Below are 26,996 nucleotides of genomic sequence, written 5' to 3'. Positions count from 1 at the left end.
ATGCCAAAACGTACAGACCTCAAGACCATCCTCATCATCGGCGCGGGCCCGATCATCATTGGCCAGGCCTGCGAGTTCGACTACTCCGGCGCCCAGGCCTGCAAGGCGCTGCGCGAGGAGGGCTACAAGGTCGTCCTGGTCAACAGCAACCCGGCGACGATCATGACGGACCCGGACACGGCGGACGTCACCTACATCGAGCCCATCACCTGGCAGGTGGTCGAGAAGATCATCGCCAAGGAACGGCCTGACGCGGTGCTGCCGACGATGGGCGGCCAGACGGCGCTGAACTGCGCTCTGGACCTGCACAAGCACGGCGTGCTGGCCAAGTACGGCGTCGAGATGATCGGTGCCAACGAGCACGCCATCGAGAAGGCCGAGGACCGCCTCAAGTTCAAGGATGCGATGACCAAGATCGGCCTGGGCTCGGCCCGGTCGGGCATCGCGCACTCGCTGGAAGAGGCCTGGGGCGTGCAGAAGCGCATCCACGCCGAGATCGGTGGCGCGGGCTTCCCGATGGTCATCCGCCCCAGCTTCACGCTCGGTGGTTCCGGCGGCGGCATCGCCTACAACCCGGAAGAATTCGAGACCATCTGCAAGCGTGGCCTGGACCTGTCGCCGACCAACGAGCTGCTCATCGAGGAGAGCCTGATCGGCTGGAAGGAATACGAGATGGAGGTCGTCCGCGACAAGGCGGACAACTGCATCATCGTCTGCTCCATCGAGAACCTGGACCCGATGGGCATCCACACCGGCGACTCCATCACCGTGGCGCCGTCGCAGACGCTGTCCGACAAGGAATACCAGCTGCTGCGCAACGCCAGCATCGCCATCCTGCGCGAGATCGGCGTGGACACCGGCGGCTCCAACGTGCAGTTCTCGATCAACCCGAAGGACGGCCGCATGGTCGTCATCGAGATGAACCCGCGCGTGTCGCGCTCCTCGGCGCTGGCCTCCAAGGCTACGGGCTTTCCCATCGCGAAGATCGCCGCCAAGCTGGCCGTGGGCTACACGCTGGACGAGCTGAAGAACGACATCACCGGCGGCATCACGCCGGCTTCGTTCGAGCCCAGCATCGACTACGTCGTCACCAAGATCCCGCGCTTCGCCTTCGAGAAGTTCCCGATGGCCGACTCGCGGTTGACGACGCAGATGAAGTCGGTCGGCGAGGTGATGGCCATGGGCCGCACCTTCCAGGAGTCGTTCCAGAAGGCGCTGCGCGGCCTGGAGACCGGCATCGACGGCCTGACCGAGCGCTCGACCGACCGCGAGGACATCGTGCAGGAGATCGGCGAAGCAGGCCCCGAGCGCATCCTGTATCTGGCCGACGCCTTCCGCATCGGCATGACGCTGGACGAGATCTATGAGGAGACCGCGGTAGACCCGTGGTTCCTCGCGCAGATCGAGCAACTGGTGCAGATCGAAGGCGAGCTGAAGGGCCGCGCCATCGAGTCCATCAGCGAGGCCGAACTGCGCCTGCTGAAGAGCAAGGGCTTCTCGGACAAGCGCCTGGCCAAGCTGCTGGCCACGAACCAGCACGCCGTGCGCGAGCGCCGCCATGCGCTGAACGTGCGCCCGGTCTACAAGCGCGTCGACACCTGCGCGGCCGAGTTCGCCACGCAGACGGCCTACATGTACTCCACGTACGAAGGAGCCGACGCCGAGTGCGAGGCCAACCCGACCGACAAGAAGAAGATCATGGTGCTGGGCGGTGGCCCGAACCGCATCGGCCAGGGCATCGAGTTCGACTATTGCTGCGTGCATGCCGCGCTCGCGATGCGCGAGGACGGCTACGAGACCATCATGGTCAACTGCAACCCCGAGACCGTGTCGACCGACTACGACACCTCCGACCGCCTCTATTTCGAATCGGTCACGCTGGAAGACGTGCTCGAGATCGTCGACAAGGAAAAGCCGGTCGGCGTCATCGTGCAGTACGGCGGCCAGACGCCGTTGAAGCTGGCGCTGGACCTGGAGCGCGCCGGCGTGCCCATCATCGGCACGACGCCTGATTCCATCGACATCGCCGAGGACCGTGAGCGCTTCCAGAAGCTGCTGCACGAGCTGGGCCTGCGCCAGCCGCCCAACCGCACCGCGCGCAATGAAGACCAGGCCGTCGCGCTGGCCAACGAGATCGGCTACCCGCTGGTCGTGCGCCCGAGCTACGTGCTGGGTGGCCGCGCGATGGAGATCGTGCATGGCGACAAGGACCTGGAGCGCTATATGCGCGAAGCCGTGCGCGTGTCCGAGAAGTCGCCGGTGTTGCTGGACCGCTTCCTGGAAGACGCGGTCGAGGTCGACGTTGACTGCATCGCCGACTCGACGGGCGACGTCATGATCGGCGGCATCATGGAGCACATCGAGGCGGCCGGCATCCACAGCGGCGACTCCGCCTGCTCGCTGCCGCCGTACACGCTGGCGGCCGATCTGCAGGATGAACTGCGCCGCCAGACGGCTGCGATGGCCAAGGCGCTGAAGGTCGTCGGCCTGATGAATGTGCAGTTCGCCATCCAGGGCGACGTGACCGCGGGCCTCGCCGCCTGCACGGTCTACGTGCTGGAAGTGAACCCGCGCGCCTCGCGCACTGTGCCTTATGTGAGCAAGGCCACCGGCCAGCAACTCGCCAAGATCGCCGCGCGCTGCATGGCCGGCCAGAGGCTCGCCGATCAGCGCGACCGCAAGGGCCGTGTGCCGGCCGAAGTGATCCCGCCGTACTTCAGCGTCAAGGAAGCCGTCTTCCCGTTCAACAAGTTCCCGGGCGTGGACCCCATCCTCAGCCCCGAGATGCGTTCGACTGGTGAGGTGATGGGTTCGGCGAAGACCTTCGGCGAAGCGATGCTGAAAAGCCAGATCGGCGCCGGCTCGCGCCTGCCGCGCCAGGGCAATGTGCTGATCACCGTGAAGAACAGCGACAAGGTGCGCGCGGTCGCCGTCGCCAAGGAACTGCACGCGCTGGGTTTCACCGTCGTTGCCACTCGCGGCACGGCGGCGGCCATCACCGAGGCCGGCGTGCCCGTCAAGCTGATCAACAAGATCAAGGACGGCCGCCCGCACATCGTCGATGCGCTCAAGGGCGGCGACATCCAGCTCGTCTTCACGACCGTGGACGAGACCCGCACGGCGATTGCCGACAGCCGCTACATCCGCCAGGCCGCACTGGCCAGCCGCGTCACGTATTACACGACGATGGCTGGTTGCGAGGCTGCGGTCGAAGGTATGAAACACCGCGATGGCCTGACCGTGCAATCCCTGCAAGAGCTGCACGCCGAGCTGCTTTAAACTACAGCTTATCGATTCCGCCGCAGCAGCCTGGACCCCGGGCTGCAGCGGCGGAACTCTTTTTGCCAGTGAGTTTTGACATGACGACCATTCCCCTGACCAAGCGCGGCGCCGAGGCGCTCAAAGCCGAACTGCACCGACTGAAGACGGTGGAGCGTCATGCCGTCGTGCAGGCGATTGCCGAGGCGCGTGCCCAGGGCGACCTGAGCGAGAACGCGGAGTACGACGCGGCCAAGGACAAGCAAGGCTTCATCGAAGGCCGCATCCTGGAGATCGAAGGCAAGCTTGCGGCCGCGCAAATCATTGACCCTTCGTCGCTGGACGCCGGTGGCCGCGTGGTATTTGGTGCGACCGTTGACCTGGAGGAAGAGGCCAGCGGCACGGAAGTGACCTACCAGATCACTGGCGACGACGAGGCCGACATCAAGCATGGCCGCATCTCCGTTGGCTCGCCCATCGCCCGTGCGTTGATCGGCAAGGAAGCCGGCGACGTGGCCGAGGTGCAGGCGCCAGGCGGCATCAAGCGCTACGAGATCGTCGAAGTGCGTTACGAGTGATGTTCGCTCGGCTACAAGCCCTGCTGGCCGCCCTCTGGGGCGGCTTTTTGCTGTGTGTGGCGTTTGCAGCGGCGCCCAGCGCTTTCGCGGTGCTGGAGCGCGCCCAGGCCGGCATGCTGGTCGGCCGGGTGTTCGGCGTCGAAGCCCAGGTCAGCCTGGCGGCCGCGCTGATCCTGATGCTGCTGGAGCGCCGCCGCGCGCGCGACGCCGCGGAAGCGGGTGCTCCCGCCAACATCTTCTCTGCTGAAGTCCTGCTGCCTGCGCTTGCCTTGTTCTGCACGGTTGCCGGCTACTACGGCTTGCAGCCGCTGATGGCAGACGCGCGGACCGGTGCGGGCGTCGCGTCCTTCGCGGCGCTGCATGGCGCTTCGCTGGCTTTGTTCGCGGTCAAGGGCTTGGCGGTGCTGGCCCTGGCGTGGCGACTCAGTCGGCCACGTTCTTCTTGACGCTGGTCAGGCGACGCTTCTTGGCACGCTTGATCTCGCCGCCTTGGGTCACACGCTGATTGCCCATCACCTTGACCTTGCTGACCTGTGGCCGTGCATTGCCGCTCTTGGAGAACTTCACGATCTTGACCACGCGTGGGCCGGGCATGCCGTCCTCGCGCTCACCCTTGGCCTTTTCGGGCATCGGGCGCCAAAGCACGAGCAGCTTGCCGATGTGCTGGATGGGCGCGGCGTTCAGCTCGTCGCAGAGCTGCGCAAACATCGCCTCGCGGGCCGTGCGGTCGTCGCCCAGCACCCGCACCTTGATCAGGCCATGCGCATTGAGCGCCATGTCGGTTTCCTTGACGACGGCAGGGGTCAGGCCGTCGCCGCCGATCATCACGACCGGGTCAAGATGGTGAGCGTCGGAGCGCTTGTCCTTGCGCTGGGCAGGGGTCAGGATGATTTGAGGCATCCCCGTATTATCCCGTGGGCATGAAAACTCAAACGAAAAGCAAAAAGCTCAACAAGGCATGGTTGAACAACCATGTGTCAGACCCTTATGTGCAGCAGGCACAAAAGGAGGGCTACCGCTCGCGTGCAGCCTACAAGCTCAAGGAGATCGACGAGGAGTTGAAGCTGATCCGCCCTGGTCAGGTCGTGGTCGACCTCGGCGCGACGCCGGGTGCCTGGAGCCAGTATCTGCGTCGCCGGTTTGCGCCGATGGAGGCGGGTCGTGGCGGTGCGGCGGTGGGTCAGCTCAACGGCACCATCATTGCGTTGGACCTGCTGGAGTTTGAGCCCATCGAAGGCGTGCAGTTCATCCAGGGCGATTTCCAGGATGAAGCGATCTACGCCCAGTTGGAAGCGGCGCTGGCCGGCCGTCCGGTGGATGTGGTGGTGTCGGACATGGCGCCCAACATGTCGGGCATTGCATCCACCGACGCCGCCCGCATTTCCAATCTGGTCGAGCTGGCCGTGGACTTTGCCGGGCAGCACCTCAAGCCCGAAGGCGCGCTGGTGGCCAAGGTCTTCCATGGCAGCGGCTACAACGAACTGGTGGCGCTGTTCCGCGAGCGCTTCAAGGTCGTCAAGGCCGTCAAGCCGAAGGCGTCCCGTATCCGTTCTTCCGAGAACTTCTTGGTCGGTATCGGATTGAAAAACCGCTGATTACAGGGTTGGCCCCTTGCCACCCCTAAAATCGCCCCCACTGTCCTGAAACCCGTGCCGGGCCATCAGGGCCAAGGAGTCGCAGTGAACAATCAATGGTTTTCTAAGTTCGCCGTCTGGATCGTGATCGCCCTCGTGCTGTTCACGGTCGTCAAACAGTTCGGCGGAACAACCGCACCTGGTAAGCAGGTGACTTATTCGGAATTCCTGGACCTTGTTCAGGCCAACCGGATCAAGTCCGCCACGCTGCCGGATGGCATCACCGGCGACATCTACGCCGAAGACACCGACGGCAACAAGCTGCGCACGCTCGCCACTTACCAGGACCGCGGCCTTGTCGGGGACCTGCGCGCCAATGGCGTGAAGTTCGACATCAAGCCGCGCGAGGAGCAAAGCTTCCTCGTCAGCATGCTGATCAACTGGACGCCAATGCTGTTGCTGATCGGCGTCTGGGTGTACTTCATGCGCCAGATGCAGGGAGGCGGCAAAGGCGGGGCGTTCAGTTTCGGCAAGTCGAAAGCGCGCATGCTGGATGAGGCCAGCAACAACATCACCTTCGCCGACGTCGCCGGTTGCGATGAGGCCAAGGAAGAGGTCAAGGAACTGGTCGACTTCCTGAAGGACCCGCAGAAGTTCCAGAAGCTCGGCGGCCGCATTCCGCGCGGCGTGTTGATGGTCGGCCCTCCGGGCACCGGCAAGACGCTGCTGGCCAAGTCCATCGCCGGCGAAGCCAAGGTGCCCTTCTTCACGATCTCGGGCTCCGACTTCGTTGAAATGTTCGTCGGCGTCGGCGCGGCCCGCGTGCGCGACATGTTCGAACAGGCCAAGAAGAGCGCACCGTGCATCATCTTCATCGATGAAATCGACGCGGTCGGTCGCCACCGCGGTGCCGGCCTCGGCGGCGGCAACGACGAGCGCGAGCAGACGCTGAACCAGATGTTGGTCGAGATGGACGGCTTCGAGACCAACCTCGGCGTCATCGTCATCGCGGCCACCAACCGCCCCGACATCCTGGACCCCGCGCTGCTGCGTCCGGGCCGCTTCGACCGCCAGGTCTACGTCACGCTGCCCGACATTCGTGGCCGCGAGCAGATCCTCAACGTGCACATGCGCAAGGTGCCCATCGGCCAGGACGTCAACGCGTCCATCCTGGCCCGCGGTACGCCCGGCATGAGCGGTGCGGACCTGGCCAACCTCGTTAACGAGGCTGCGTTGTTCGCTGCGCGCCGCGGTGGCCGGCTGGTCGAGATGAACGACTTCGAGCGCGCCAAGGACAAGCTCTACATGGGCCCCGAGCGCAAAAGCATGGTCATGACCGAGGACGAGAAGCGCGCGACTGCCTATCACGAGGCCGGCCATGCCGTGGTGGCGGAAGTGCTGCCGGGCACCGACCCCGTTCACAAGGTCACCATCATGCCGCGCGGCCGCGCGCTGGGCGTGACCTGGCAGTTGCCCGAGCGTGACCAGCACAGCCTGTACTTCAAGCAGATGCTCAACAGCATCAGCATCATGTTTGGCGGCCGCATTGCCGAGGACCTGTTCGTCCACGACATCTCCACCGGTGCCTCCAACGACTACGAGCGCGCCACTCGCATGGCCCGCGACATGGTGACACGTTACGGCATGAGCGAAGCGCTGGGCCCAATGGTGTATGCCGAGAATGAAGGCGAAGTCTTCCTCGGCCGCAGCATGACCAAGACGGCCAACATCAGCGAGACCACGCAGCAGAAGGTTGACAGTGAGATCCGCCGCATCCTCGACCAGCAGTACGCCGTGGCCCAGAAGATCCTCGAGGACAACCGCGACAAGGTCGAGGCGATGACCGAGGCGCTGATGAAGTGGGAAACCATCGACCGCGACCAGATCCTGGACATCATGGCCGGCCGGCCGCCGCGTGCGCCTGACGACAAGCCGACGACGCCCAGCGGTCCGACGGGCGGCACGCCGCCTGTCAGCACCGACGGCGCGCCAGCCGCCGCCTGATCTCCACCCCATCAACGGGCCCGGCCATCCAGTCGGGCCCGTTTTCCATTCCGCCCCATGCACTGGCAGACCTGCCGCTCCCGCATCGATCTGACCCGTCCGCGGGTGATGGGCATCGTCAATCTGACCCCAGACTCCTTCTCGGACGGCGGCAGCCACGGCGACACGCGCACGGCAATCACGCATTGCGAGCGCCTGGTCGCCGAGGGCGCCGACATTCTCGACATCGGCGGTGAGTCCACGCGGCCGGGCGCCCCCCGGGTCGACGCCGAGGCGGAATGGGCGCGCATTGCCGATGTGCTGGCTGCGGCCATCCAGATGGGTGTGCCGGTCTCGGTGGATACCTGCAAGCCGGTGGTCATGCAACGCGCGCTGGATGCCGGTGCGGACATCATCAACGACGTGCAAGCCCTGCAGTCGCCCGGTGCGCTGGCTGCCGTTGCCGGTAGCGGTGCCGGCGTCTGCCTGATGCATATGCGTGGTGAGCCGGCGTCGATGATGGACCTGGCGGTCTATGGCGATGTGGTGGCTGAGGTGGGCGCCTTTCTCGCTCAACGTGCCCAGGCCGCACGGGACGCTGGCATTCCGGCTGACGCCATCGTCCTCGACCCCGGCTATGGCTTTGCCAAGAACGCAGAGCACAACCTGAGTCTGCTCGCCGGCCAGCAGCGCCTGACCGAACTGGGCTACCCGCTGCTGGTCGGCTGGTCGCGCAAGCGCACGCTGGGTGACATCACCGGCCGGGCGGTCGACCAGCGCCTGGCTGCCAGTCTGGCGGCGGGTCTGCGGGCCGTCAGCGCCGGCGCGAAGCTGCTGCGCGTGCACGATGTCGCGCCGATGGTGGACGCGCTCAAGGTCTGGGCCGCCGTCGATGCGGCGACAATTCCACCCCACTGAACACAAGAAAGAGCTCGATGGGCCGCAAGTATTTTGGAACCGACGGCATTCGAGGCACGGTGGGCCAGGGCCCGATCACGCCCGACTTCATGATGCGCCTGGGCCATGCGGTGGGCAGGGTCTTGAGCAAGTCGGCCAAACGCCCGACCGTCCTGATCGGCAAGGACACGCGCATTTCCGGCTACATGATCGAGTCCGCGCTTGAAGCCGGCTTCGCGTCGGCGGGCGTCAACGTGCTGCTGACCGGCCCGTTGCCAACGCCTGGCGTTGCTTACCTGACGCGGGCGCTGCGCCAGGACCTGGGGGTCGTCATCAGTGCATCGCACAACCCGTTTGCGGACAACGGCATCAAATTCTTCTCGGCCAAGGGCGAGAAGCTGCCCGATGCCTGGGAACTGGCGGTGGAGGCCGCACTCGAAGAGGCGCCGCAGTGGGTGGACTCGGCCAGCCTGGGCCGCGCCAAGCGCCTGGAAGACGCGCGCGGCCGCTATATCGAGTTCTGCAAGAACAGCTTCGGCTCCGACCTGACGCTCAAGGGACTCAAGATCGTTGTCGACGCCGCGAACGGCGCGGCCTATCACGTCGCCCCGGACGTTTTTCACGAGCTGGGCGCTGAGGTCATCTCGATCGGCTGCAAGCCCGATGGCTTCAACATCAACGCCGGTTTCGGCGCGACGGCGCCAGGTGCGCTGGTTGAGGCGGTCAAGGCCCATGGCGCCGACTACGGCGTGGCGCTCGACGGTGACGCCGACCGTCTTCAGCTGGTTGACGCCAACGGGCGCCTCTACAACGGCGACGAGCTGCTATACGTGATGGTGGCGGACCGCCTGAGCCAGGGCCTGCGCGTGCCTGGCGCCGTCGGCACGCTGATGACGAACATGGCTGTCGAGCTGGCGCTGCGCTCGCGCGATGTCGAGTTCGTGCGCGCCAAGGTCGGTGACCGCTATGTGCTGGAAGAGCTGGCCGCACGCGGCTGGCAGCTGGGCGGCGAGGGCTCCGGCCATCTGCTGGCGCTGGACAAGCACACCACCGGCGATGGCATCGTCAGCGCCTTGCTGGTGCTGCAATCGGTCTGCCGCAGCGGTCGCAGCCTTGCCGAGCAGTTGCAAGGCGTGGATCTCTTCCCGCAGACCCTGATCAATGTCCGCCTGCAATCAGGCCAGGACTGGAAGACCAACAGGCGTCTGGCGGAGGAGCAGACCGCCGTGACGGCCGAACTCGGTGACAGGGGGCGCATTCTCATCCGCGCCTCGGGCACGGAGCCATTGCTGCGCGTGATGGTGGAAGCCTCGGACGCCGGCTTGGCGCAGCGCTGTGCCCAGCGCCTGGCGGAAGCCGTCGCCGCCTGAACCGTCTCGCCAAAACAAAGGCCGCCCTGGAGGCGGCCTTGCTTTTTGGGCATGCCCCGTGATTACTTCTTCGGCGGCATCAGCACGCGGTCGACAACATGGGCGACGCCATTGGTCGCGGTGATATCGGCCTGCTGCACCACGGCGTCTTCGATGGTGATGAAGCTGCCGGCCCTGGCCAGCGCTACCGTGCTGCCTTGACGCGATTTGGCAGAGCCCTGCTTCACATCGGCGGCGGCCATGCGGCCGTCGATGATGTGATGGCTCAGCACCGCCTTGAGTTGCGCGCGGTCCGCCGCCAGCGCTTCCATTGTCTTGGCTGGCACGGCCTTGAAGGCTTCGTCGCTCGGTGCGAACACCGTCACCGGACCGGCAGCGCGCAGGTCCTCGGCCAGGCCGGCCTGGGCCACCAGGCGGTTGAAGGTGCTGAGCTGAGGCTCGCGGGCCAGCGTGTCGGCCAAAGGAGCCGGCGCGGGGGTGGTGGCGCAAGCAGCCAGCAGCGCGCTGCCCGCAAGGGCGATCAGGGTTGAGCGACGGATCATGTAAAAAGCTCCAGAACAAGGGCAGACGCACTCTAGAAGCTCAATATGACCGTCACGTGAAGCTCAAATGACGATGTCATAAAGCGCTTCAGGCGTCTTCCCAGTGGCGCCTTCTCACGGTCCAATGGCCGCATGCATGACGTGACGGTCACCGAATCGTCACATTGAGTCCCTAGGATGCCGTCATTGTCAAAACCGCTCGCGGAAGGTGTCTCAGATGAACTTTGTCCAGGTCAGCAAGTCTCTTGCGCTCGTCGCAGGTCTGTTCGGCGCTCAAGCGGCTTTTGCTCAGGATGTGACCGGTGCCGGTGCCACCTTCCCGGCGCCCATCTATGCCAAGTGGGCCGATGCCTACAACAAGGCCACCGGTGTCCGCATCAACTACCAATCCGTCGGCTCCGGTGCCGGCATTCGCCAGATCAAGGCCAAGACGGTCGACTTCGGCGCGTCTGACATGCCGCTGAAGGACGAAGACTTGGCCAAGGACGGCATGGTGCAGTTCCCCACTGTCGTCGGCGGCGTCGTGCCCGTCATCAATGTCAAGGGCATTGCCCCGGGCCAGCTCAAGCTGACTGGCGCCTTGTTGGCCGACATCTACCTCGGCAAGATCACGAAGTGGAATGACGCTGCGGTCGCCGCGCTCAACCCCGGCGTCCCGCTGCCTGATGCCGCCATCGCCGTCGTGCGTCGCGCCGATGGTTCGGGGACGACCTTCATCTTCACCAACTACCTGTCCAAGGTCAGCGAAGAATGGAAGACCAAGGTTGGCGAGGGTACAGCGGTGAACTGGCCGGCTGGTGCCGGCGGCAAGGGCAATGAAGGCGTCGCCGCTTTCGTGCAACGCCTGCCCAACTCCATCGGCTACGTCGAGTACGCCTATGTGAAGCAGAACAAGATGACCTACACCCTGCTGCGCAACAAGGACGGCCAGTTCGTGCCCCCCAGCGACACGGCCTTCAAGGCCGCCGCAGCCGGCGCTGACTGGAGCAAGACCTTCTACCAGATCACGACAGAGCAGCCGGGCAAGGATGCCTGGCCCATCACCAACCCGACCTACATCCTCATGTACAAGTCCCAGGAGAAGCCGGCGAGCGCCGCGGCGACGCTGAAGTTCTTCGACTGGGTCTACAAGAATGGCGACAAGATGGCTGATGAGCTCGACTACGTGCCGCTGCCCGACCTGGTGAAGGACCTGGTGCGCAAGCAGTGGGCCGGCCAGATCAAGGACGCTGCCGGCAAGCCCATCGCATTCCAGTAAACACGGGGCGCGAGGCAGAGCCCGGCCCTTGCCGGGCTTTGCCATGTCCGCAGCGCCCTTTCTTGTGACATGACCTTTCGGAGGTTCCTTGGCAGCCATCCTTCCAGCCGGCGACGCCGGCGTCGATAGAAGCAAGCCGCAGACCGCGCCGATGAACCCTCAGCCCAAGCGCCGCCGCGTCGCCCCATGGGCAGACGCTTTGTTCGCCGCCTTGTCGCAGGGCGCTGCGTGGCTGACGCTGGCCCTGATGGCCGGCATCATCGGTTCGCTGATCGTCGGTGCTGCACCGGCCCTGGAGGCTTTTGGCCTCGGTTTCCTGACCAGCACGGAATGGGACCCGGTGCAGGAGAAGTTCGGCGGGCTGGTGATGATCTACGGCACGCTGGCCAGCTCCTTCATCGCGCTCTTGATTGCCGTGCCGGTCAGCTTCGGCATCGCGATCTTCCTGACCGAGATGTCGCCCAAGTGGCTGAAGCGCCCGCTCGGTACGGCCATCGAACTGCTCGCTGCCGTGCCGTCCATCGTCTACGGCATGTGGGGCCTGCTGGTCTTTGGCCCCATCCTGGCCACCTATGTGCAGGCGCCCCTGCAGGCCGCCTTCGGTGGCGTGCCCTACCTCGGCGCCTTTTTCTCGGGGCCGCCGGTCGGCATCGGCATCCTGTCGGCGGGCATCATCCTGGCGATCATGATCATTCCCTTCATCGCCTCGGTGATGCGGGACGTTTTCGAGGTCACGCCGCCGATGCTCAAGGAAAGCGCCTATGGCCTGGGCGCGACGACCTGGGAGGTCGTCTCCAAGGTCGTGCTGCCTTACACCAAGACCGGTGTCGTCGGCGGCATCATGCTCGGGCTCGGGCGGGCGCTCGGCGAGACGATGGCGGTCACTTTCGTCATCGGCAACATGAACCAGTTGAACTCGCTCTCGGTTTTCGAGGCGGCCAACAGCATCACCTCGACGCTGGCCAACGAGTTCGCCGAAGCGGGTGAAGGCCTGCACCAGGCATCGCTGATGTATCTCGGCCTGGTGCTCTTCCTGATTACCTTCATCGTGTTGACCGTTTCCAAGCTGCTGCTCGCCCAGCTCAAGAAGAGCGAAGGAACCCGCACATGAGCTCAATCGATGCCGGCCGTCTGGCCATGCATGCCAAGCGCAAGCGCATGAACTTCGTCGCGCTGGCGCTGTCGCTGGGAGCGATGAGCTTCGGCGTGTTCTGGCTGATCTGGATCCTGTTCGAGACCGTCTATCTCGGCATCGGCGGCCTCAACCTGGCCACCTTCACCGAGATGACGCCGCCGCCGCAGGGCGAGGGCGGCGGTCTTGCGAATGCCATTTTCGGCAGCTTCGTGATGGTTGGCGTGGCCACGCTGCTGGGCACGCCCATCGGCATCTTGGCCGGTGTCTACCTGGCCGAGTACGGCCAGAAGACCTTGCTGGGCAGCGTGGTGCGTTTCATCAACGACATCCTGCTGTCCGCGCCGTCCATCGTCGTCGGCCTGTTCGTCTACGCAGTCGTGGTCGCCAAGCTCAAGAGTTTTTCCGGGTTCGCTGGCTCGCTGGCGCTGGCGCTGCTGGTGATTCCGGTGGTCATCCGCACGACGGAGAACATGCTCAGCCTGATACCCAACGCGTTGCGCGAAGCGGCCTATGCCCTGGGCACGCCCAAGTGGAAGGTCATCATGTCCGTCACGCTGAAGGCGGCCAGCGCAGGCGTCATCACCGGCATCCTGCTGGCCCTGGCACGGGTGTCCGGCGAGACGGCGCCGTTGCTGTTCACCGCGCTGTCCAACCAGTTCTGGACCAACGACCTCAGCTCACCGATGGCGAGCCTGCCGGTGACCATCTTCAAGTTCGCGATGAGTCCGTACGAGAACTGGCAGAAGCTGGCCTGGGCCGGCGTCTTCCTGATCACCGTCGGCGTGCTGCTGCTGAACATCCTCGCCCGCGTGCTCTTCAAGAACAAACATTAAGGATTGACCATGGACGCCAAGATCGAAACGCCCGTGGGCGAGCGAGCCAAGCTCGCGGTGCGCAACCTGAACTTCTACTACGGCAGTTTCCACGCGCTGAAGAACATCAATCTCGACATCCCGGAGAAGAAGGTCACCGCCTTCATCGGCCCGTCGGGCTGCGGCAAATCGACGCTGTTGCGCACGTTGAACCGCATGTTCGAGCTTTACCCTGAGCAGCGCGCCGAGGGCCAGATCCTGCTGGATGGCGAGGACATCCTGTCCAGCGGCGAAGACGTCTCGCTGGTGCGCGCCAAGATCGGCATGGTCTTCCAGAAGCCCACGCCGTTCCCGATGTCCATCTACGACAACATTGCCTTCGGCGTGCGCCTGTTCGAGACGCTGCCGCGCGTGGAGATGGATGAGCGCGTCGAATGGGCGCTGAAGAAGGCGGCGCTGTGGGGCGAGGTGAAGGACAAGCTGAACCAGAGTGGCTCGGGCCTCTCCGGCGGCCAGCAGCAGCGCCTGTGCATCGCACGCGGTATCGCGATCAAGCCCGAGGTGTTGCTGCTCGACGAGCCGTGCTCGGCGCTGGACCCCATCTCGACCGGCAAGATCGAAGAGCTCATCCATGAGCTCAAGACCGACTACACGGTGGCCATCGTCACGCACAACATGCAGCAGGCTGCGCGCTGCTCCGACTACACCGCCTATATGTACCTGGGCGACCTGATTGAATTCGGTCCCACCGCTGAGCTCTTCATGAAGCCCAAGCGCAAGGACACCGAGGACTACATCACCGGCCGCTTCGGCTGATCAAGGAGGACGGTATGGTGGACAAGCATCTCTCGACCCAGTTCGACGCTGAACTCAGCGGCATTTCGACTCGCGTGCTGGAAATGGGTGGCCTGGTGGAAGCCCAGGTGGCCCAGGCCGTGCAGGCGCTCAAGGACTTCAGCCCCGAGTCGGCGGATGAAGTGCTGGCGCGCGAAGGCCGCGTCAACACGATGGAAGTCGAGATCGACCACGATCTCTCGACCATCATCGCGCGCCGCCAGCCGACGGCCCGCGACCTGCGCCTGCTGATCGCGATTTCCAAGAGTATCGCCAACCTCGAGCGCGTCGGCGACGAGGCCGCGCGCATCGCCCGCACCGTGCAGCGCCTGGTGGCCAGCGGCGTGTCGAGCCGCCTGCGCGTGCCGATGTCCGACCTCAGCTTCGAAGCCGAACTGGCCACCGCCCAGCTGCGCAAGGCGCTGGACGCCTTCGCCCGCCTGGATGTCGAGCGCGCGCTCGATGTGCTCAAGCACGACGACGCCATCGACAAGGAGTTTGACGGCCTGCTGCGCAAGCTCATCACCTACATGATGGAAGACCCGCGCACGATCTCGTCGTCCATCGACCTGGTGTTCGTAGCCAAGGCCATCGAACGTGTCGGCGACCATGCCAAGAACCTGGCCGAGGTCGTCATCTACGTGGTCAAGGGCCAGGACGTGCGGCACAACAGTCCCGAAGCCGTCGAAACGATGGTGCGTTGAACATGAGCCGGATTCTTGTCGTCGAAGACGAATCGGCCATCGCCGAACTCATCTCCATCAATCTGCGCCACGCGGGTTTCGAGGTCACGCTGGCAGGTACCGCGAGCGCGGCGCAATACGAGGTCGACCGCGTGCTGCCCGACCTGGTCGTGCTGGACTGGATGCTGCCGGGCCAAAGCGGCGTGGCGCTCGCCCGCCAATGGCGCGGCGCGTCCCGGACCAAGGAGCTGCCGATCATCATGCTGACGGCGCGCGCCGAGGAAGCCGACAAGGTCGCCGGGCTGGACGCCGGTGCCGACGACTATGTCGCCAAGCCGTTCTCGACCAATGAGCTGCTGGCCCGCATCCGCGCCGTGCTGCGCCGCAAGGCGCCCGAGGCGCTGGACAGTGCGGTTGAAGTGGGCCCCTTGCTGTTGGACCCGGGCACGCGCCGCGTCAGCCGGGATGGCACCGAGGTCAAGCTCGGTCCGACCGAGTTCCGCCTGCTGCATTTCTTGATGACGCACCCCGAGCGCGTGCACAGCCGCTCGCAATTGCTGGACCGTGTCTGGGGCGACCATGTCTTCATCGAGGAACGCACCATCGACGTCCATGTCAAGCGGCTGCGCGAGGCGCTGGAGCGGGTGCAATGCGCGCGCATGATCGAAACCGTCCGCGGTGCGGGCTACCGGCTGACACAACAGAGCAGCGCGCTCTCCGCTTGAGGCCCATCGGCAGTACATGACCTGGTTGCTACCTCGGCTGCTGATGGCCCTTGGGGCCGCGCTGTTCGGATTTTTCGTTGGTGTGGTGGTCGAAAAGGTCACGGGCATCGGCAGCCTGGGTCTCGGAACGGCGGTCACGGCGGGCGTTGCCCTTGTGTTGCTGTTGGACGCAGTGCGTGGCAACCGGCTGTTGAACTGGCTGCGCAGCAATCAGCTCGACAACGCGCCGCGCGACACCGGCCTGTGGGGTGAGCTGGGCTATCGCGTAGAGCGCGCGGTTCGTGACCGTGAACGCGCCGTGGCGCGCGGACGGCTGGAGCTGGACCAGTTCCTGTCTGCCATCGAGGCGTCACCCAACGGCGTGCTGATGCTGGACTCGCACGAGCAGATCGTCTGGTGCAACCGCGTCGCGGCCGATCACTTCTCGCTGGACCCGCAGCGCGACCTGCGCCAGCGCATCACCAACCTCGTGCGCGCGCCGGCCTTCGTGGCCTACCTGCAAGCGGGCAATTTTGCCGAAGCGCTGGTGCTTGGCAATGGCCGCGGCCCGGGCACGCTGTCCATCATCGTGCGCGAGTACGGCGAGGGCATGCGGCTGGTGCTGTCGCTCGACATCACCGAGCGGGTGCGTTCCGAGGCGATGCGGCGCGATTTCGTCGCCAATGTGTCGCACGAGATCCGCACGCCGTTGACCGTGCTGTCAGGCTTCATCGAAACCATGCATTCGTTGCCGCTGACGGCGGTGGAGCGCGAGCGCGTGCTGGTCCTGATGAACCAGCAGACGCAGCGCATGCAGACCCTGGTGGCCGACCTGCTGACGCTGGCCCAGCTTGAGGGCAGCCCACGGCCGGCACCGGACCGTTGGGTATCCCTCGACAGCATGCTGCTGCGCATCGCCGCCGACGCAGAAGCGCTGTCGGCCGGACGACATCAGCTGCACCTGAGGGCCCAGACCCATGTCGAACTGGCCGGCATCGAGAGCGAACTGCTCAGTGCCATCGCCAACCTCGTCAACAACGCGGTCCGCTATACGCCGGACGGCGGCGAGATCGAGGTGGCCTGGCGGCTGCTCGATGGCGGCAGCGGCGAACTGGCCGTCGCCGACACCGGCCTGGGCATCGCGCGCGAACACATCCCGCGGCTGACTGAGCGCTTCTACCGTGTCGATGGCAGCCGCTCGCGCGAGACCGGCGGCACGGGCCTGGGGCTGTCGATCGTCAAGCACGTCATGCAGCGCCATGGCGGCGAGCTGATGATCCAGAGCGATGTCGGCAAGGGCTCGCGCTTCCGCCTGGTGTTCCCGGCCGCGCGAGTGCGTCAGGAAAACGATTCAGCCCTGGGCGACGAAGCCGCGTTCAGCGGTGCGGTCCTGTCCGACCACTGACGTCGCCGTCAAAGCCTCCGCAGTAGCACCAACCCGGCGCTGCCGCGGCGGTCCGTCGGGCGCTTCACCTGGGCCATCACCTGCCAGCCCGCCGGCGTCGGTTGGCCGGCGCTGATGACGGCGTGGCTACAGCCAGATGAATCCAGCGAGCCGCGGCCGCGGACCTGCCAGCCACCATGCCATTCCAGCGCGGCCAGGGTTGCGAGGTTCTGGCCCGCCGCAGCCAGGCAGTTGGTATCCGCGGGCATGCGCAGCTTCAGCCGCGCCACCAGGGGCGCCATGCTGCGCGCGTAGTCCAGCGGCGGCAGCAGCAGGCTCATCACCAGCAACCAGCCCAGCGCCACACCGCCTGCGGGAAGAGCCAGGCTTTTCCAGAGCGCATGACGGTGCCTGGCCGTGCGCCAGCGAACCAGCGCCAGCCAGGCCACCGTGGCAGCGATGGCCAGCAGCAGCGCCATCAGGCTGAAGCGAGGCTCGAAGCCTTCAGCCAGGCGACGCAGGTTCGCCAGCGGCCGCGGCGGCCAACCGGTGTGCATGGACAGGTAGTAGAGCCAGAAGAACAGCGCCGCCGCGCTGAAGAAGAACACCGAGAACCAGTCCACCGCGGCCGAAAAACCGCGGGTCAGCGTCGGCAGCGCAAAGGCAGCCAGGATCGCCAGCGAAGGCAGGGCCAGCAGCAGCGCGCGGTCAGAGCCTTCCATGCCAATACAGGCAGCCAGCGGGACCAGCAAGGCGATGGCCGGTACCGTGATGTGGCGCCTCAGGCCATGGCGGCGCCAGCGCCACAGCGTCCAAAGCGCCAGTGGCCCGGACGGCCAGCAGAACCAGGCCAGCAGGCTGAGAAAGGAGGCGACATCCAGGCCTGTTCGCGCGCGCCATGCCCAGCCGTCAAAGGCCCAGGCGGCCAGCACGGCCAGCGTCAATGCGCCCAACAGCCAGACACGCTGATCTTTGGCCTCCGCATAGCTGGAGCGGTGGTTGAGCAGAACGCCCAGCAGGCCCAATGCGCAGGCTACCGTGGGGGCATCGCTGGCGGCCAGCACCGGCAGCGACAGCAGCACGGCCAGCCGCGAGCGGCGGCGTCGGTAGGGCGCTGCGGCAAGTCCGTAGATGAACACGGACACGCCCAGCAACTGCATCAGCTCGGGTGTCGTCTCGTGGCCCAGTTGCAGCAGGCCCAGCGAGGCCATCAGCGCCAGCAGCGCGCCATCGGCCAGCGCGCGCGCGTAGTCGACCGCCTGCGCCTCGCCCCCAAAGGCGAAAGCCACCGGCTGGGCGGCATCCGTGCGCGCCAGGTGGAAGCAGGCATACCAGACGGCCACGAGAACACCGACGAGCACCAGCGCATAAGGCAGCCGGGCAGCGACGGGCGCGTCCAGAAAGGGCAGGACCTTGATCGCCAGTGCACCCAGCCAGTAGGGCAGGGGGCCGCCTTCGGCAGGGATGCCGGCGATGGCGGGCTGCCACCAGGGTGCGTGACCCTGGGCAATGCTGGCCATGAAGCCAAAGGCGCTCAGGTCGGCGCTTCGCCAGGGGTCACGGCCGAAGATGCCCGGCAGCACATAGGCGGCGCACAGCAGCAGCAGCGCCAGCCGCGGCAGGCGTTCGACGCCGCGCTCGGCGACGATGGCGGGAGTGGGGAGGTTCACGCGCTGAAGTTCGATGGAGCCGGGCGGCATGATGCCGTCAAAAGAGGGCCGCAATGGCAGGGCGGCTTCACGCCCAGCGTCTTATTGGGACGAGAAAAACAAAAGGGCAGCCTGAGCTGCCCCTTGTGGGTTGACGCGGCACAAGCCGCCAAGCCGCTTACTTCTTGAGGTGGGCAAACTTGTTGCGGAACTTCTCGACGCGACCACCGAGGTTGTCGATGCTCTTTTGCGTGCCCGTGTAGAAGGGATGCGACTCGCTGGTGGTTTCCAGCTTCACCAGCGGCATCTTCTTGCCATCGATCTCGATGGATTCCTTGGTCTGCAGCGTCGAGCGCGTCACGAACTGGAAACCGTTGGACTGGTCGACGAAGACGACGTCGCGGTAGTTCGGGTGAATGCCTTCTTTCATGGGAACCTCTTAGGTCTGGTCGGGAGCCACGCCGCAAAGCTTCATAGCGATGGCGACGCACTTTCCGAAGGTTGTCTGGGCGGAAAACCCGCGATTCTAGCGGGCTTCGCTGCGGTTTGGCTAATTCTGGGTGCCGGGCCTACCCGCCGCGCCGCATCATGTCGAAGAAATCATGGTTGTTCTTCGACGCCTTCATCTTCTCGAGGATGAACTCCATCGCCTCGATCTCGTCCATGTTGTAGAGCAGCTTGCGCAGGATCCAGCTCTTTTGCAGGATCTCGGGCTTGAGCAGCAGCTCCTCGCGGCGCGTACCCGACTTGTTGATCAGCAGCGAAGGGTAGACGCGCTTCTCGGCCATGCGGCGGTCCAGGTGGATCTCGCAGTTGCCGGTGCCCTTGAACTCTTCGTAGATGACCTCGTCCATCTTGGAGCCGGTGTCGATCAGCGCGGTGCCGATGATGGTCAGCGAGCCGCCTTCCTCGATGTTGCGGGCCGCGCCGAAGAAGCGCTTGGGGCGCTGCAGAGCATTGGCGTCAACGCCGCCGGTCAGCACCTTGCCCGAGCTGGGCAGCACGTTGTTGTAGGCGCGCGCCAGGCGGGTGATCGAGTCCAGCAGGATGATCACGTCCTTCTTCAGCTCCACCAGGCGCTTGGCGCGCTCGATGACCATCTCGGCCACCTGCACGTGGCGGGCGGCCGGCTCGTCGAAGGTCGAGCTGATGACTTCGCCGCGCACGGTGCGGATCATCTCTGTCACTTCCTCGGGGCGCTCGTCGACGAGCAGCACGATGAGGTGGCAGTCCGGATGGTTGGCCACCAGCGCATGCGCCAGGCTCTTCATCATCTCGGTCTTGCCGGTCTTGGGCTGCGAGACGATCAGCGCGCGCTGGCCTTTGCCGATGGGCGCCACCAGGTCGATGATGCGACCGGTGATGTTTTCATCAGCCTTGTAGCCTTCGCGTTCGAGCTTGAACTGCTCCTTGGGGAACAAGGGCGTCAGGTTCTCGAACATGATCTTGTTCTTGCTCTCCTCCGGCGTCTGGTTGTTGACGCGGTCCACCTTGACCAGCGCGAAGTAGCGCTCGCCATCCTTGGGGACGCGCACTTCACCTTCCACCAGGTCACCGGTGTGCAGGTTGAAGCGCCGGATCTGGCTGGGCGACAGGTAGATGTCGTCCGTCGATGCCATGTAGCTGGCCTCGATCGAGCGCAGGAAGCCGAAGCCGTCGGGCAGCACTTCAAGCACGCCATCGCCGAAGACCTGCTCGCCGGCCTTGGCGCGCTTCTTCATGATGGCGAACATCAGCTCCTGCTTGCGCAGGCGCGTGACGTTGTCGATCTCCAGCTCCTCGCCCATCTGGATGAGGGCGGAGACGTGAAGGGCTTTGAGTTCGGAAAGATGCATGGGTGGACACCCGTCAGGGGTCGCAGCGCCAGCCAAGGCGCAACGACGATTCCACGGCCGTCCCATGCTGAGCGAATGACGGGCCGTTCAAACAGCGAACGGCGCGGATTCGACAACTAACCAAGTGGAGGGAGGGGGGCCGAGACCACGCTGGCTGGGTTCCTTGGAACCCGGGGCGTGTTGGCTTTGGCTGCTGCGGCGAGGCGCCGGGAGGCGCGGTCAACACCGCAGCAGTTGGCGCGATTATAGGTTCGCGTCGAGGAAGGCGGTCAACTGGGCCTTGGACAGGGCGCCGACCTTGGTGGCGGCCAGCTGGCCGTCCTTGAACAGCATCAGTGTCGGGATGCCGCGGATGCCGAACTTGGCCGGCACTTCACGGTTCTCGTCGACATTCATCTTGGCGACCTGCAGCTTGTCGCCGTAGCCGGTGGCGACCTCGTCCAGGATGGGCGCGATCATCTTGCAGGGCCCGCACCATTCGGCCCAGTAGTCCACCAGCACGGGCTTGCCCGCCTGGATGACGTCGGCGTCGAAGGACGCGTCGGAAACATGTTTGATCAGTTCGCTGCTCATGGGAGGATTCCTTGGCCTCAAAGGGTTGGCGGTCGCCGCGAAGGCGCCGTCCGAATAGGCAAAATCATTGTGACATAGCCACTTTGTCCGGACGGTCGCGAGGTTGACCGCAACATGGCAGGACGTGAGGGCGGGAGGCCTGAATTGCAAGCATTGAAGCTGGGCCTCGTGCCGGGTGAAGACATCGACGGGTTCTGGCGCCGCGTGGCGGCCGTCAGCGCCGACTGGCTGGCGGGGCAGGGCGCCGCCGCGCGTGACGCCGTGCTGCTGCTGCCCTTCGCGCAGCAGATCGCGCCGGCGCGCCGCGCATGGCTGGCCCAGGGCGGCTGGCAGCCGCGCATCACCACCAGCCGCAGCCTGGCCTCGACGCTGGCGCCTACCGCGCTGGCCGCGCCCGACCAGCTCTCCGGCGATGCCGCCATTGACGTCTTCACGGCGGACCGGCTGCTCGCCGACCAGAGCTGGGTGCAGCCGCTCAAGCGCAGCAGTGCGCGCGACTACCGCGTGGCGCTCGCCCGGCTGGTCGACACCGCCCAGGCGCTGGCCCGCGCCGCGGCCCAGGTGCCGCCGACCGAGCGGCCTGCGTTCCTGAGTGCCGCGCAACAGCGGCTCGCCGCTCTGGACGCCGGCCCCGGCCTGTTGGAGCGCGCCTTGGCCCAGGTCGCATTGGCCTGGGTGGCCAGTGATGACCGCCAACCCGCCACGGACACGCTGTTCGCACTGCGGCCCAGCGCCTGGATCTGGCTGCGCGCCGGTGGGCCCGACCCGCTGGCCCAGGCCCTGCTCGCGGGCGACGCGCCGGCTCTTTGCCTGGATGCCGAACTGGACCTCGACCAGGCCTGGCTGGGCTTCACGCCTGCCGCGCATGTGGAGGAGGCAGTGGCAGACGATTTCGAGACCTTGGCCGAGCAGACCGCCACGGCCGTTGTCCAGCATCTCAATGCCGGCCGCCGGCCGGTTGCGCTGCTGGCCCAGGACCGCGTCGCCATCCGCCGCGTACGGGCGCTGCTGGCGCGCCAGGGCGTGCCCGTGCATGACGAAACCGGCTGGACGCTGGCCACCACGCCTGCCGCTGCCGCGCTGATGGCCCTGCTGCGCGCAGCGCTGTCGGGTGGCGTGGTGGACGACTGGCTGGCCTGGCTGAAGTCGCCGCTGACGGCGGGCTGGGACGTCGGGGGCCTGAACGGGCTGGAATCCCGCTGCCGCCGCTTCGGCTGGCGCCAGGCCGCCCAGCTCGACGCGGCCACTCTGCCGCCTGCTACCGGCGCAGTCTGGCAGCGGGCGCGCTGTCAGCTGGAGCCGCTCGCGGGCGGCGCTCGCACGCTGGGTGGCTGGCTGCTGGGCCTGGGTCAGGCGCTGAACGGCCTTGGCTCGCTGGCCGAGGTTGAAGGCGGCGAGGCCTTGCTGGAGACGCTGTGGATCTCGCGCAACCCCTGGGCCGGCAGTGCGCATGAACATGCGCTGGCGCAGACGCGGCTGCGACCCGAGGAATTTCTTGCCTGGGTGGATGACAGCCTGGAGGCCGCTCAGTTCGAGCCCACCGAAGAACCGGGCACTGCCGAAGTGATCATCACGCCGCTGGCTCGCGCGATGCTGCGGCCGTTTGGCGCCATCGTGCTGCCAGGCGCAGATGCCGCCACGCTGGGCCCCGTGAACCCCCAGACCGGCCTGCTGGCCGATGCCGACGCGGCCGCACTGGGCCTGCCCAGCCTTTCTGACCGCCGAGAGGCCGAAGCCCTGGGCTTTGCGCAACTGTTGCGAGCGCCAGTGCTGACGCTGCTGCGCTGTGCCTTCGCCGGTGCCGAGCCATTGCCGCCGAGCCCGCTGCTGGAGCGGCTGGCCAGCGGCCGTGCCCTGGACCGTTGGGTCGACGAGCGCGAGCTGCTGACGCCGCGCGGCCGGCCACAGTACCGCGCCGCTGCAACCGCCCAGGGGCGCCTGCCGGCGGCCCTCAGCGCCAGCGCCATCGAGGCGCTGCGCAACTGCCCCTACCAGTTCTTCAGCCGTGCGCTGCTCGGCCTGCGCGAAGCCGACGAGCTGGAGCAGGAGGCGACCAAGCGCGACTACGGCACCTGGCTGCACGCCGTGCTGAAGCGCTTCCACGAGTCGCGTGATGGCGGTGACGACGATGCCGCCCTGCGCGCCGCGGCCGATGCCGAGCTGGCGTGGCTGGATGCGGCCGACTTCCTGCCCTTCACCGCCGCCTTCGAGCGGCTGAGGCCGCTCTATCTCGCCTGGCTGGCCGAAGCCGAGGCCCGTGGCCAAAGCTATGCGGCCGGCGAGGTGGATCGCGACTGCAAGCCGTTCGACGCGCCGCTGGACGGCTTGCTGCTCAAAGGCCGCATCGACCGCATCGATGACGACCGCGCGGGCCAGACCTGGCTGCTGGACTACAAGACCGGCGATGCGAAGGGCCTGAAGGACAAGGTGACCGCGAAACTGGAGGACACCCAGCTTGCCACCTACGCGTTGCTGATGGGCGCAGAGACGGGGTTGCAGGCCGCCTACCTGGTGCTCGACGACGGCAAGGGCATCGCGCTGCTGCCGCACGAAGACGTCAGCGACACCGCGCTGGCCCTGCGCGACGGTCTGCAAGCCGACCTGATGGCCATGCGCGATGGCGCTCCGCTGCCCGCCCTCGGTGAAGGCAAGACCTGTGACTACTGCGAGGCCCGCGGCCTGTGCCGGAAGGATGACTGGACATGAGCGGCGCCGAACTCGCCTACTGGGCCGACGGCCTGCGCATCCCGCGTGAGCAGTTCTACGCGCTGGCCTGCGACCCGTCCCGCAGCATCGTCGTCGAGGCCTGCGCCGGCGCGGGCAAGACCTGGATGCTGGTCTCGCGCATCCTGCGTGCGCTGCTGGCCGGCGCCGAGCCGCAGCAGATCGTCGCCATCACCTTCACCCGCAAGGCCGCCGGCGAGATGCGGCAGCGCCTGGCCGAATGGCTGGCCGAATTTGCGCATGCGAGCGAGGCCGAGCAGCTTGCAGCGCTGCGCCAGCGCGGCGTGTCCGAGGCCGACGCTGTCGCGCTGCGCCCCAGGCTCGCGGCGCTGCAGGCCGCGCTGTTGCGCGGCGGGCGTGCGGTGGAGGTGCGCACCTTCCACGGCTGGTTCTCACAACTGCTGCGCGCCGCGCCGTTGGCCTTTTTGCAGGCCCAGGGCATCGCCCCCGAGCTCAAGCTCATCGAGGACGAAGCGGAGCTGATGCCGCAGCTCTGGCGGCGCTTCCACGTTGCCGTGCTGGCAGACGAGGCGCTGCGGGCCGACTTCCAGTCGCTGACGCAATCGCGCGGCCGCTTCAACCTGCGTGAGTGGCTGCTGGGCGCCTTTGCCAAGCGCGTGGAGCTGCGCCTGGCCGAGGCCGCCGGTGTGCTGGAGACCAGTCTGCCGGGCGCGGCGGACCTGCTGGGCACCACGCCCGAGCGCTTCTTCGAGCATCTGCGCGAGCCGCTGCAGGGCTTGGCCCGGCTGCTCGGCGCCGCCAAGGGCAAGAAGGCGCAGGATGCTGCCGCGGCGCTGGAGCAGGCGCAGGATTTCGACGCCGCCTTCGCCGCGTTGTTCACGCTGAAGGGCGAGCCTCGCAAGTTGGGCCTGGACTGCTCGGACCTCGACGAGCTGTGCGACGAGCTGCAACGCCTGCGCGCGGCCATCGCCCAGCAGCGCGCCGCCGACGAGCACGCCGCGATGCGCCGCCTGAGCCTGGTGCTGGTGAGCCACTTCGAGGCACTCAAGCGCGAGCGCGGCCTGGTCGACATGAACGACCTGGAGCGCGGCGCGCTGGCCCTGCTGGCCGATGCGCAGACGGCCGGCTGGGTGCAGCAGCGCTTGGACGCCCAGGTGCGCCACCTGCTCATCGACGAGTTCCAGGACACCAGCCCGCTGCAGTGGCAGGCGCTGCACGGCTGGCTGTCGGCCTATGCGGGCGCGGGTGCGGGCTCGCCGCTGTCGGTCTTCATCGTCGGCGACCCCAAGCAGAGCATCTACCGCTTCCGGCGCGCCGACCCGCGCGTGTTCGCGGCAGCGCAGGATTTCGTCTGCGACGGGCTGGCTGGCGTGCGCCTGGCCTGTGACCACACGCGGCGCAATGCGCCCGAGGTGCTGGCCGCCGTCAACGCCGCCTTCGACAGCGCCCAGCGCGCCGGTGCCTACCAGGGCTTTCGCCTGCACACGACCGAAGTGGCCGGCGTGGACGACATGGCGGGCCTGTGGTCGTTGGATGCCGAGGTCGTCGCAACGCCTGCCGCACCCGAGGCAGACCCGCTGCGCTGGCGGCCAAGCCTGACCGAGCCGCGCCGCGAGCCCGAGATCAGCCGCCGAGCGCCCGAATGCGAACGCGTCTGCGCGGCCATCGTCGGCTTGCTGCGGGCCCGTCCCGAGCTGCAGCCTGGAGATCTCTTCGTGCTGGCGCGCAAGCGCGACCCGCTGCGTCAGTTGAGCGAGGCGTTGACGGCGGCGGGTGTGCCGCATGCGGCGCCCGAGGAGCAGCCACTGGCCGAGATGGTCGACGTGGCCGACCTGCTGGCGCTGCTGGACGTCCTGGCCTCGCCGGGCCATGACCTGTCGCTCGCCCACGCGCTGCGCAGCCCGCTGTTCGGCGCCGATGAGGCGGACCTGCTGATGTTGGCCGAGGCCGCCGGCACGGCCGAATGGCTGGGGCGACCAACTGCCGAGCGGCGGTCGTGGTGGAGCGCCCTGCAGGGCCTCGCGTCGCCCAGCCCGGCGATGGCGCGCGCACAGGTGCTGCTGCGCGGCTGGGCCGAGCAGGCGCGCCAACGCACACCGCACGAGCTGCTGGACCGCATCGTCCACGAAGGCGACCTGTTCGCGCGCATCGCCGCGGCCGTGCCGGCGCCAGACGCGGCCGTTCGGCTGCAGAGCGTGCAGGCCTTGCTGCGCGCCGCGCTGGACCTGGACGGCGGCCGCTACGCCCAGCTCTACGGCTTTGTGCGTGCGCTGAAGAGCCGCCCCGTCAAGTTCGTGCCGGCCGCCGCGCCCGATGCGGTGCAGCTGCTGACCATCCACGGGGCCAAGGGTCTGGAGGCCGAGATCGTCTTCCTGATCGACACCGACGCCGCGCCGCCCAAGGCCGAGACGCTGGGCCTGCTGCTGGATTGGCCGGTGGGGCAGGCAGCGCCGCGCCGCGCTGCATTCCTGGCTTCCGAGGCGAGGCCGCCGCCATCACTGCAGGTCCTGGTCGATGAGGAGCGCGCCGAGCGCGAGCGCGAGGAGCTCAACGGCCTGTATGTGGCGTTGACGCGGGCGCGGCGGGCACTGGTGCTCAGCCACACGCCCAGCCGCAGCCAGGCGACGAGCTGGTGGGCCAGGCTGCAGCCGCTGGCCCGGCGCTGGCCCGTCCCGATGGCCACTGGCGGCCGGGCCGACGCCGCGCCGCCTCGCTTGGCCCCACTGCCGCGCTGGCAGCCGCCCGCGCCCGTTGCCGCCCGCGACGGCGCGGCCCGCAACGAGCGCCAGGCGCGTGTCGGCGAGGCGCTGCACCGCGTGCTGGAATGGGCCTCGGCACCGGGCCAGACCCAGCCGCTGGCCGTGCTCACGTCGGCCGCCTCGCAGGCCTTCGGCCTGGACAAGAAGGCGCGCGAGCAGCTGGCGCAGGCGGCCCAGGCCATCCTCGCCAGCCCTGACTGCAGCGCCTTCTTCGACCCAGCGCGGCTGCGCTGGGCCGGCAACGAGGTGGCCGTGGGTTCGGGCGGCGACGATCAACGCATCGACCGGCTGGTGCAGCTGGACGATGGCCAGTGGTGGGTGCTGGACTACAAGCTGGGCGCCACGCCGGAGCGCGATCCGGCCTATCTGGCGCAGATGCGCGACTATGTCGCGGCGGTTCAAAACCTGCAGCCCGGCGAGCCGATTCGCGCTGCTTTGATCAGCGGCACGGGACGATTCATTCCTGTCGCATAGAATGCGCAG

The 26,996-nt window shown here is 66.8% G+C and carries 22 protein-coding genes; 16 read left to right on the top strand and 6 right to left on the bottom strand.

Annotated features, from left to right (window positions below):
- The 3 genes from carB (at position 1) to ASC81_RS07110 (ending at position 4,282) form a co-directional block, all read left to right on the top strand.
- The gene (gene carB, locus ASC81_RS07120; protein WP_056264539.1) at positions 1 to 3,279 is read left to right on the top strand and encodes a carbamoyl-phosphate synthase large subunit; all 3,279 of its coding nucleotides are present in this window, start codon (positions 1 to 3) and stop codon (positions 3,277 to 3,279) included.
- An 80-nt stretch (positions 3,280 to 3,359) separates the two neighbouring features.
- Positions 3,360 to 3,836 carry a transcription elongation factor GreA gene (greA, locus tag ASC81_RS07115; RefSeq protein WP_056264536.1) on the top strand — a complete coding sequence of 159 codons (477 nt, stop codon included), beginning with the start codon at positions 3,360 to 3,362 and terminating at the stop codon, positions 3,834 to 3,836.
- A complete protein-coding gene (locus ASC81_RS07110; RefSeq protein ID WP_056264532.1) occupies positions 3,836 to 4,282 on the top strand; it encodes a DUF4149 domain-containing protein in 447 nt (148 codons plus the stop codon). The genes greA and ASC81_RS07110 overlap by 1 nt, the downstream gene beginning before the upstream one ends.
- Here the strand turns inward: ASC81_RS07110 and ASC81_RS07105 are convergent.
- Complete coding sequence (locus tag ASC81_RS07105; RefSeq protein WP_056264529.1) at positions 4,260 to 4,736, bottom strand: YhbY family RNA-binding protein; 477 nt, start codon at positions 4,734 to 4,736, stop codon at positions 4,260 to 4,262. The two genes, ASC81_RS07110 and ASC81_RS07105, sit on opposite strands and share 23 nt — an antisense overlap.
- 20 nt (positions 4,737 to 4,756) lie before the next feature.
- Between ASC81_RS07105 and ASC81_RS07100 the strand changes: the two genes are divergently transcribed.
- From ASC81_RS07100 to glmM, 4 genes are all read left to right on the top strand, one after another.
- Positions 4,757 to 5,431, top strand: coding sequence for an RlmE family RNA methyltransferase (locus ASC81_RS07100; RefSeq protein WP_056264527.1), 675 nt, complete (start codon positions 4,757 to 4,759; stop codon positions 5,429 to 5,431).
- A gap of 84 nt (positions 5,432 to 5,515) precedes the next feature.
- Positions 5,516 to 7,414 (top strand): ATP-dependent zinc metalloprotease FtsH, encoded by a 1,899-nt coding sequence (ftsH, locus tag ASC81_RS07095; RefSeq protein WP_056264525.1) that lies wholly within the window; start codon positions 5,516 to 5,518, stop codon positions 7,412 to 7,414.
- A 57-nt stretch (positions 7,415 to 7,471) separates the two neighbouring features.
- On the top strand, positions 7,472 to 8,311 hold the full coding sequence (gene folP, locus ASC81_RS07090) for a dihydropteroate synthase (protein ID WP_056264522.1): 840 nt from the start codon (positions 7,472 to 7,474) through the stop codon (positions 8,309 to 8,311).
- Positions 8,312 to 8,328: 17 nt separating this feature from the next.
- Positions 8,329 to 9,660: a phosphoglucosamine mutase gene (gene glmM, locus ASC81_RS07085; protein WP_056264521.1), complete on the top strand. Its 1,332-nt coding sequence runs from the start codon at positions 8,329 to 8,331 to the stop codon at positions 9,658 to 9,660.
- Positions 9,661 to 9,722: 62 nt separating this feature from the next.
- On the opposite strand, the gene ASC81_RS07080 is transcribed toward glmM, so the two are convergent.
- Entirely contained in the window at positions 9,723 to 10,202 is a 480-nt protein-coding gene (locus ASC81_RS07080; RefSeq protein WP_056264518.1) for a fasciclin domain-containing protein, read from the bottom strand.
- Between the two features lie 217 nt (positions 10,203 to 10,419).
- Between ASC81_RS07080 and pstS the strand changes: the two genes are divergently transcribed.
- From pstS to phoR, 7 genes are all read left to right on the top strand, one after another.
- A complete protein-coding gene (pstS, locus tag ASC81_RS07075) occupies positions 10,420 to 11,460 on the top strand; it encodes a phosphate ABC transporter substrate-binding protein PstS (RefSeq protein ID WP_056264516.1) in 1,041 nt (346 codons plus the stop codon).
- 88 nt (positions 11,461 to 11,548) lie between these two features.
- Entirely contained in the window at positions 11,549 to 12,571 is a 1,023-nt protein-coding gene (gene pstC, locus ASC81_RS07070; RefSeq protein ID WP_056264515.1) for a phosphate ABC transporter permease subunit PstC, read from the top strand.
- Positions 12,568 to 13,428: a phosphate ABC transporter permease PstA gene (pstA, locus tag ASC81_RS07065; protein WP_056264512.1), complete on the top strand. Its 861-nt coding sequence runs from the start codon at positions 12,568 to 12,570 to the stop codon at positions 13,426 to 13,428. The genes pstC and pstA overlap by 4 nt, the downstream gene beginning before the upstream one ends.
- 9 nt (positions 13,429 to 13,437) lie before the next feature.
- Positions 13,438 to 14,223: a phosphate ABC transporter ATP-binding protein PstB gene (gene pstB / locus ASC81_RS07060; protein ID WP_056264509.1), complete on the top strand. Its 786-nt coding sequence runs from the start codon at positions 13,438 to 13,440 to the stop codon at positions 14,221 to 14,223.
- Positions 14,224 to 14,237: 14 nt separating this feature from the next.
- Entirely contained in the window at positions 14,238 to 14,945 is a 708-nt protein-coding gene (gene phoU / locus ASC81_RS07055) for a phosphate signaling complex protein PhoU (protein WP_056264504.1), read from the top strand.
- 2 nt (positions 14,946 to 14,947) lie between these two features.
- Positions 14,948 to 15,649: a phosphate regulon transcriptional regulator PhoB gene (gene phoB / locus ASC81_RS07050; RefSeq protein WP_056264501.1), complete on the top strand. Its 702-nt coding sequence runs from the start codon at positions 14,948 to 14,950 to the stop codon at positions 15,647 to 15,649.
- Positions 15,650 to 15,665: 16 nt separating this feature from the next.
- Positions 15,666 to 17,033, top strand: a complete 1,368-nt coding sequence (phoR, locus tag ASC81_RS07045) for a phosphate regulon sensor histidine kinase PhoR (protein WP_056264498.1) — start codon at positions 15,666 to 15,668, stop codon at positions 17,031 to 17,033.
- Between the two features lie 8 nt (positions 17,034 to 17,041).
- Here the strand turns inward: phoR and ASC81_RS07040 are convergent, their stop codons facing one another.
- The 4 genes from ASC81_RS07040 to trxA form a co-directional block, all read right to left on the bottom strand.
- Positions 17,042 to 18,682 carry a hypothetical protein gene (locus ASC81_RS07040; RefSeq protein WP_156391867.1) on the bottom strand — a complete coding sequence of 547 codons (1,641 nt, stop codon included), beginning with the start codon at positions 18,680 to 18,682 and terminating at the stop codon, positions 17,042 to 17,044.
- A gap of 157 nt (positions 18,683 to 18,839) precedes the next feature.
- Complete coding sequence (locus ASC81_RS07035; RefSeq protein ID WP_056264492.1) at positions 18,840 to 19,091, bottom strand: type B 50S ribosomal protein L31; 252 nt, start codon at positions 19,089 to 19,091, stop codon at positions 18,840 to 18,842.
- Between the two features lie 139 nt (positions 19,092 to 19,230).
- A complete protein-coding gene (gene rho / locus ASC81_RS07030) occupies positions 19,231 to 20,496 on the bottom strand; it encodes a transcription termination factor Rho (RefSeq protein WP_056264490.1) in 1,266 nt (421 codons plus the stop codon).
- A 243-nt stretch (positions 20,497 to 20,739) separates the two neighbouring features.
- Positions 20,740 to 21,069: a thioredoxin TrxA gene (trxA, locus tag ASC81_RS07025; RefSeq protein ID WP_056264487.1), complete on the bottom strand. Its 330-nt coding sequence runs from the start codon at positions 21,067 to 21,069 to the stop codon at positions 20,740 to 20,742.
- A gap of 144 nt (positions 21,070 to 21,213) precedes the next feature.
- On the opposite strand from trxA, the gene ASC81_RS07020 reads away from it, so the two are divergent.
- A complete protein-coding gene (locus ASC81_RS07020; protein WP_162245866.1) occupies positions 21,214 to 23,775 on the top strand; it encodes a PD-(D/E)XK nuclease family protein in 2,562 nt (853 codons plus the stop codon).
- The gene (locus tag ASC81_RS07015; RefSeq protein WP_056264481.1) at positions 23,772 to 26,987 is read left to right on the top strand and encodes an exodeoxyribonuclease V subunit beta; all 3,216 of its coding nucleotides are present in this window, start codon (positions 23,772 to 23,774) and stop codon (positions 26,985 to 26,987) included. Before ASC81_RS07020 ends, ASC81_RS07015 begins: the two co-directional genes overlap by 4 nt.
- Positions 26,988 to 26,996: the final 9 nt, after the last annotated feature.

Source organism: Pelomonas sp. Root405 (assembly GCF_001425165.1).
In the GTDB taxonomy this organism is placed as follows: domain Bacteria; phylum Pseudomonadota; class Gammaproteobacteria; order Burkholderiales; family Burkholderiaceae_C; genus Pelomonas.
This window is presented reverse-complemented; position numbering and strand designations above follow the sequence as displayed.

Bases quoted from the DNA above. Each gene is read 5' to 3' on its own strand.
- carB (WP_056264539.1), top strand. From the start codon at position 1: ATGCCAAAACGTACAGACCTCAAGACCATCCTCATCATCGGCGCGGGC.
- greA (WP_056264536.1), top strand. From the start codon at position 3,360: ATGACGACCATTCCCCTGACCAAGCGCGGCGCCGAGGCGCTCAAAGCC.
- ASC81_RS07110 (WP_056264532.1), top strand. From the start codon at position 3,836: ATGTTCGCTCGGCTACAAGCCCTGCTGGCCGCCCTCTGGGGCGGCTTT.
- ASC81_RS07105 (WP_056264529.1), bottom strand. From the start codon at position 4,736: ATGCCTCAAATCATCCTGACCCCTGCCCAGCGCAAGGACAAGCGCTCC.
- ASC81_RS07100 (WP_056264527.1), top strand. From the start codon at position 4,757: ATGAAAACTCAAACGAAAAGCAAAAAGCTCAACAAGGCATGGTTGAAC.
- folP (WP_056264522.1), top strand. From the start codon at position 7,472: ATGCACTGGCAGACCTGCCGCTCCCGCATCGATCTGACCCGTCCGCGG.
- glmM (WP_056264521.1), top strand. From the start codon at position 8,329: ATGGGCCGCAAGTATTTTGGAACCGACGGCATTCGAGGCACGGTGGGC.
- ASC81_RS07080 (WP_056264518.1), bottom strand. From the start codon at position 10,202: ATGATCCGTCGCTCAACCCTGATCGCCCTTGCGGGCAGCGCGCTGCTG.
- pstS (WP_056264516.1), top strand. From the start codon at position 10,420: ATGAACTTTGTCCAGGTCAGCAAGTCTCTTGCGCTCGTCGCAGGTCTG.
- pstA (WP_056264512.1), top strand. From the start codon at position 12,568: ATGAGCTCAATCGATGCCGGCCGTCTGGCCATGCATGCCAAGCGCAAG.
- pstB (WP_056264509.1), top strand. From the start codon at position 13,438: ATGGACGCCAAGATCGAAACGCCCGTGGGCGAGCGAGCCAAGCTCGCG.
- phoU (WP_056264504.1), top strand. From the start codon at position 14,238: ATGGTGGACAAGCATCTCTCGACCCAGTTCGACGCTGAACTCAGCGGC.
- phoB (WP_056264501.1), top strand. From the start codon at position 14,948: ATGAGCCGGATTCTTGTCGTCGAAGACGAATCGGCCATCGCCGAACTC.
- phoR (WP_056264498.1), top strand. From the start codon at position 15,666: ATGACCTGGTTGCTACCTCGGCTGCTGATGGCCCTTGGGGCCGCGCTG.
- ASC81_RS07035 (WP_056264492.1), bottom strand. From the start codon at position 19,091: ATGAAAGAAGGCATTCACCCGAACTACCGCGACGTCGTCTTCGTCGAC.
- rho (WP_056264490.1), bottom strand. From the start codon at position 20,496: ATGCATCTTTCCGAACTCAAAGCCCTTCACGTCTCCGCCCTCATCCAG.
- trxA (WP_056264487.1), bottom strand. From the start codon at position 21,069: ATGAGCAGCGAACTGATCAAACATGTTTCCGACGCGTCCTTCGACGCC.
- ASC81_RS07015 (WP_056264481.1), top strand. From the start codon at position 23,772: ATGAGCGGCGCCGAACTCGCCTACTGGGCCGACGGCCTGCGCATCCCG.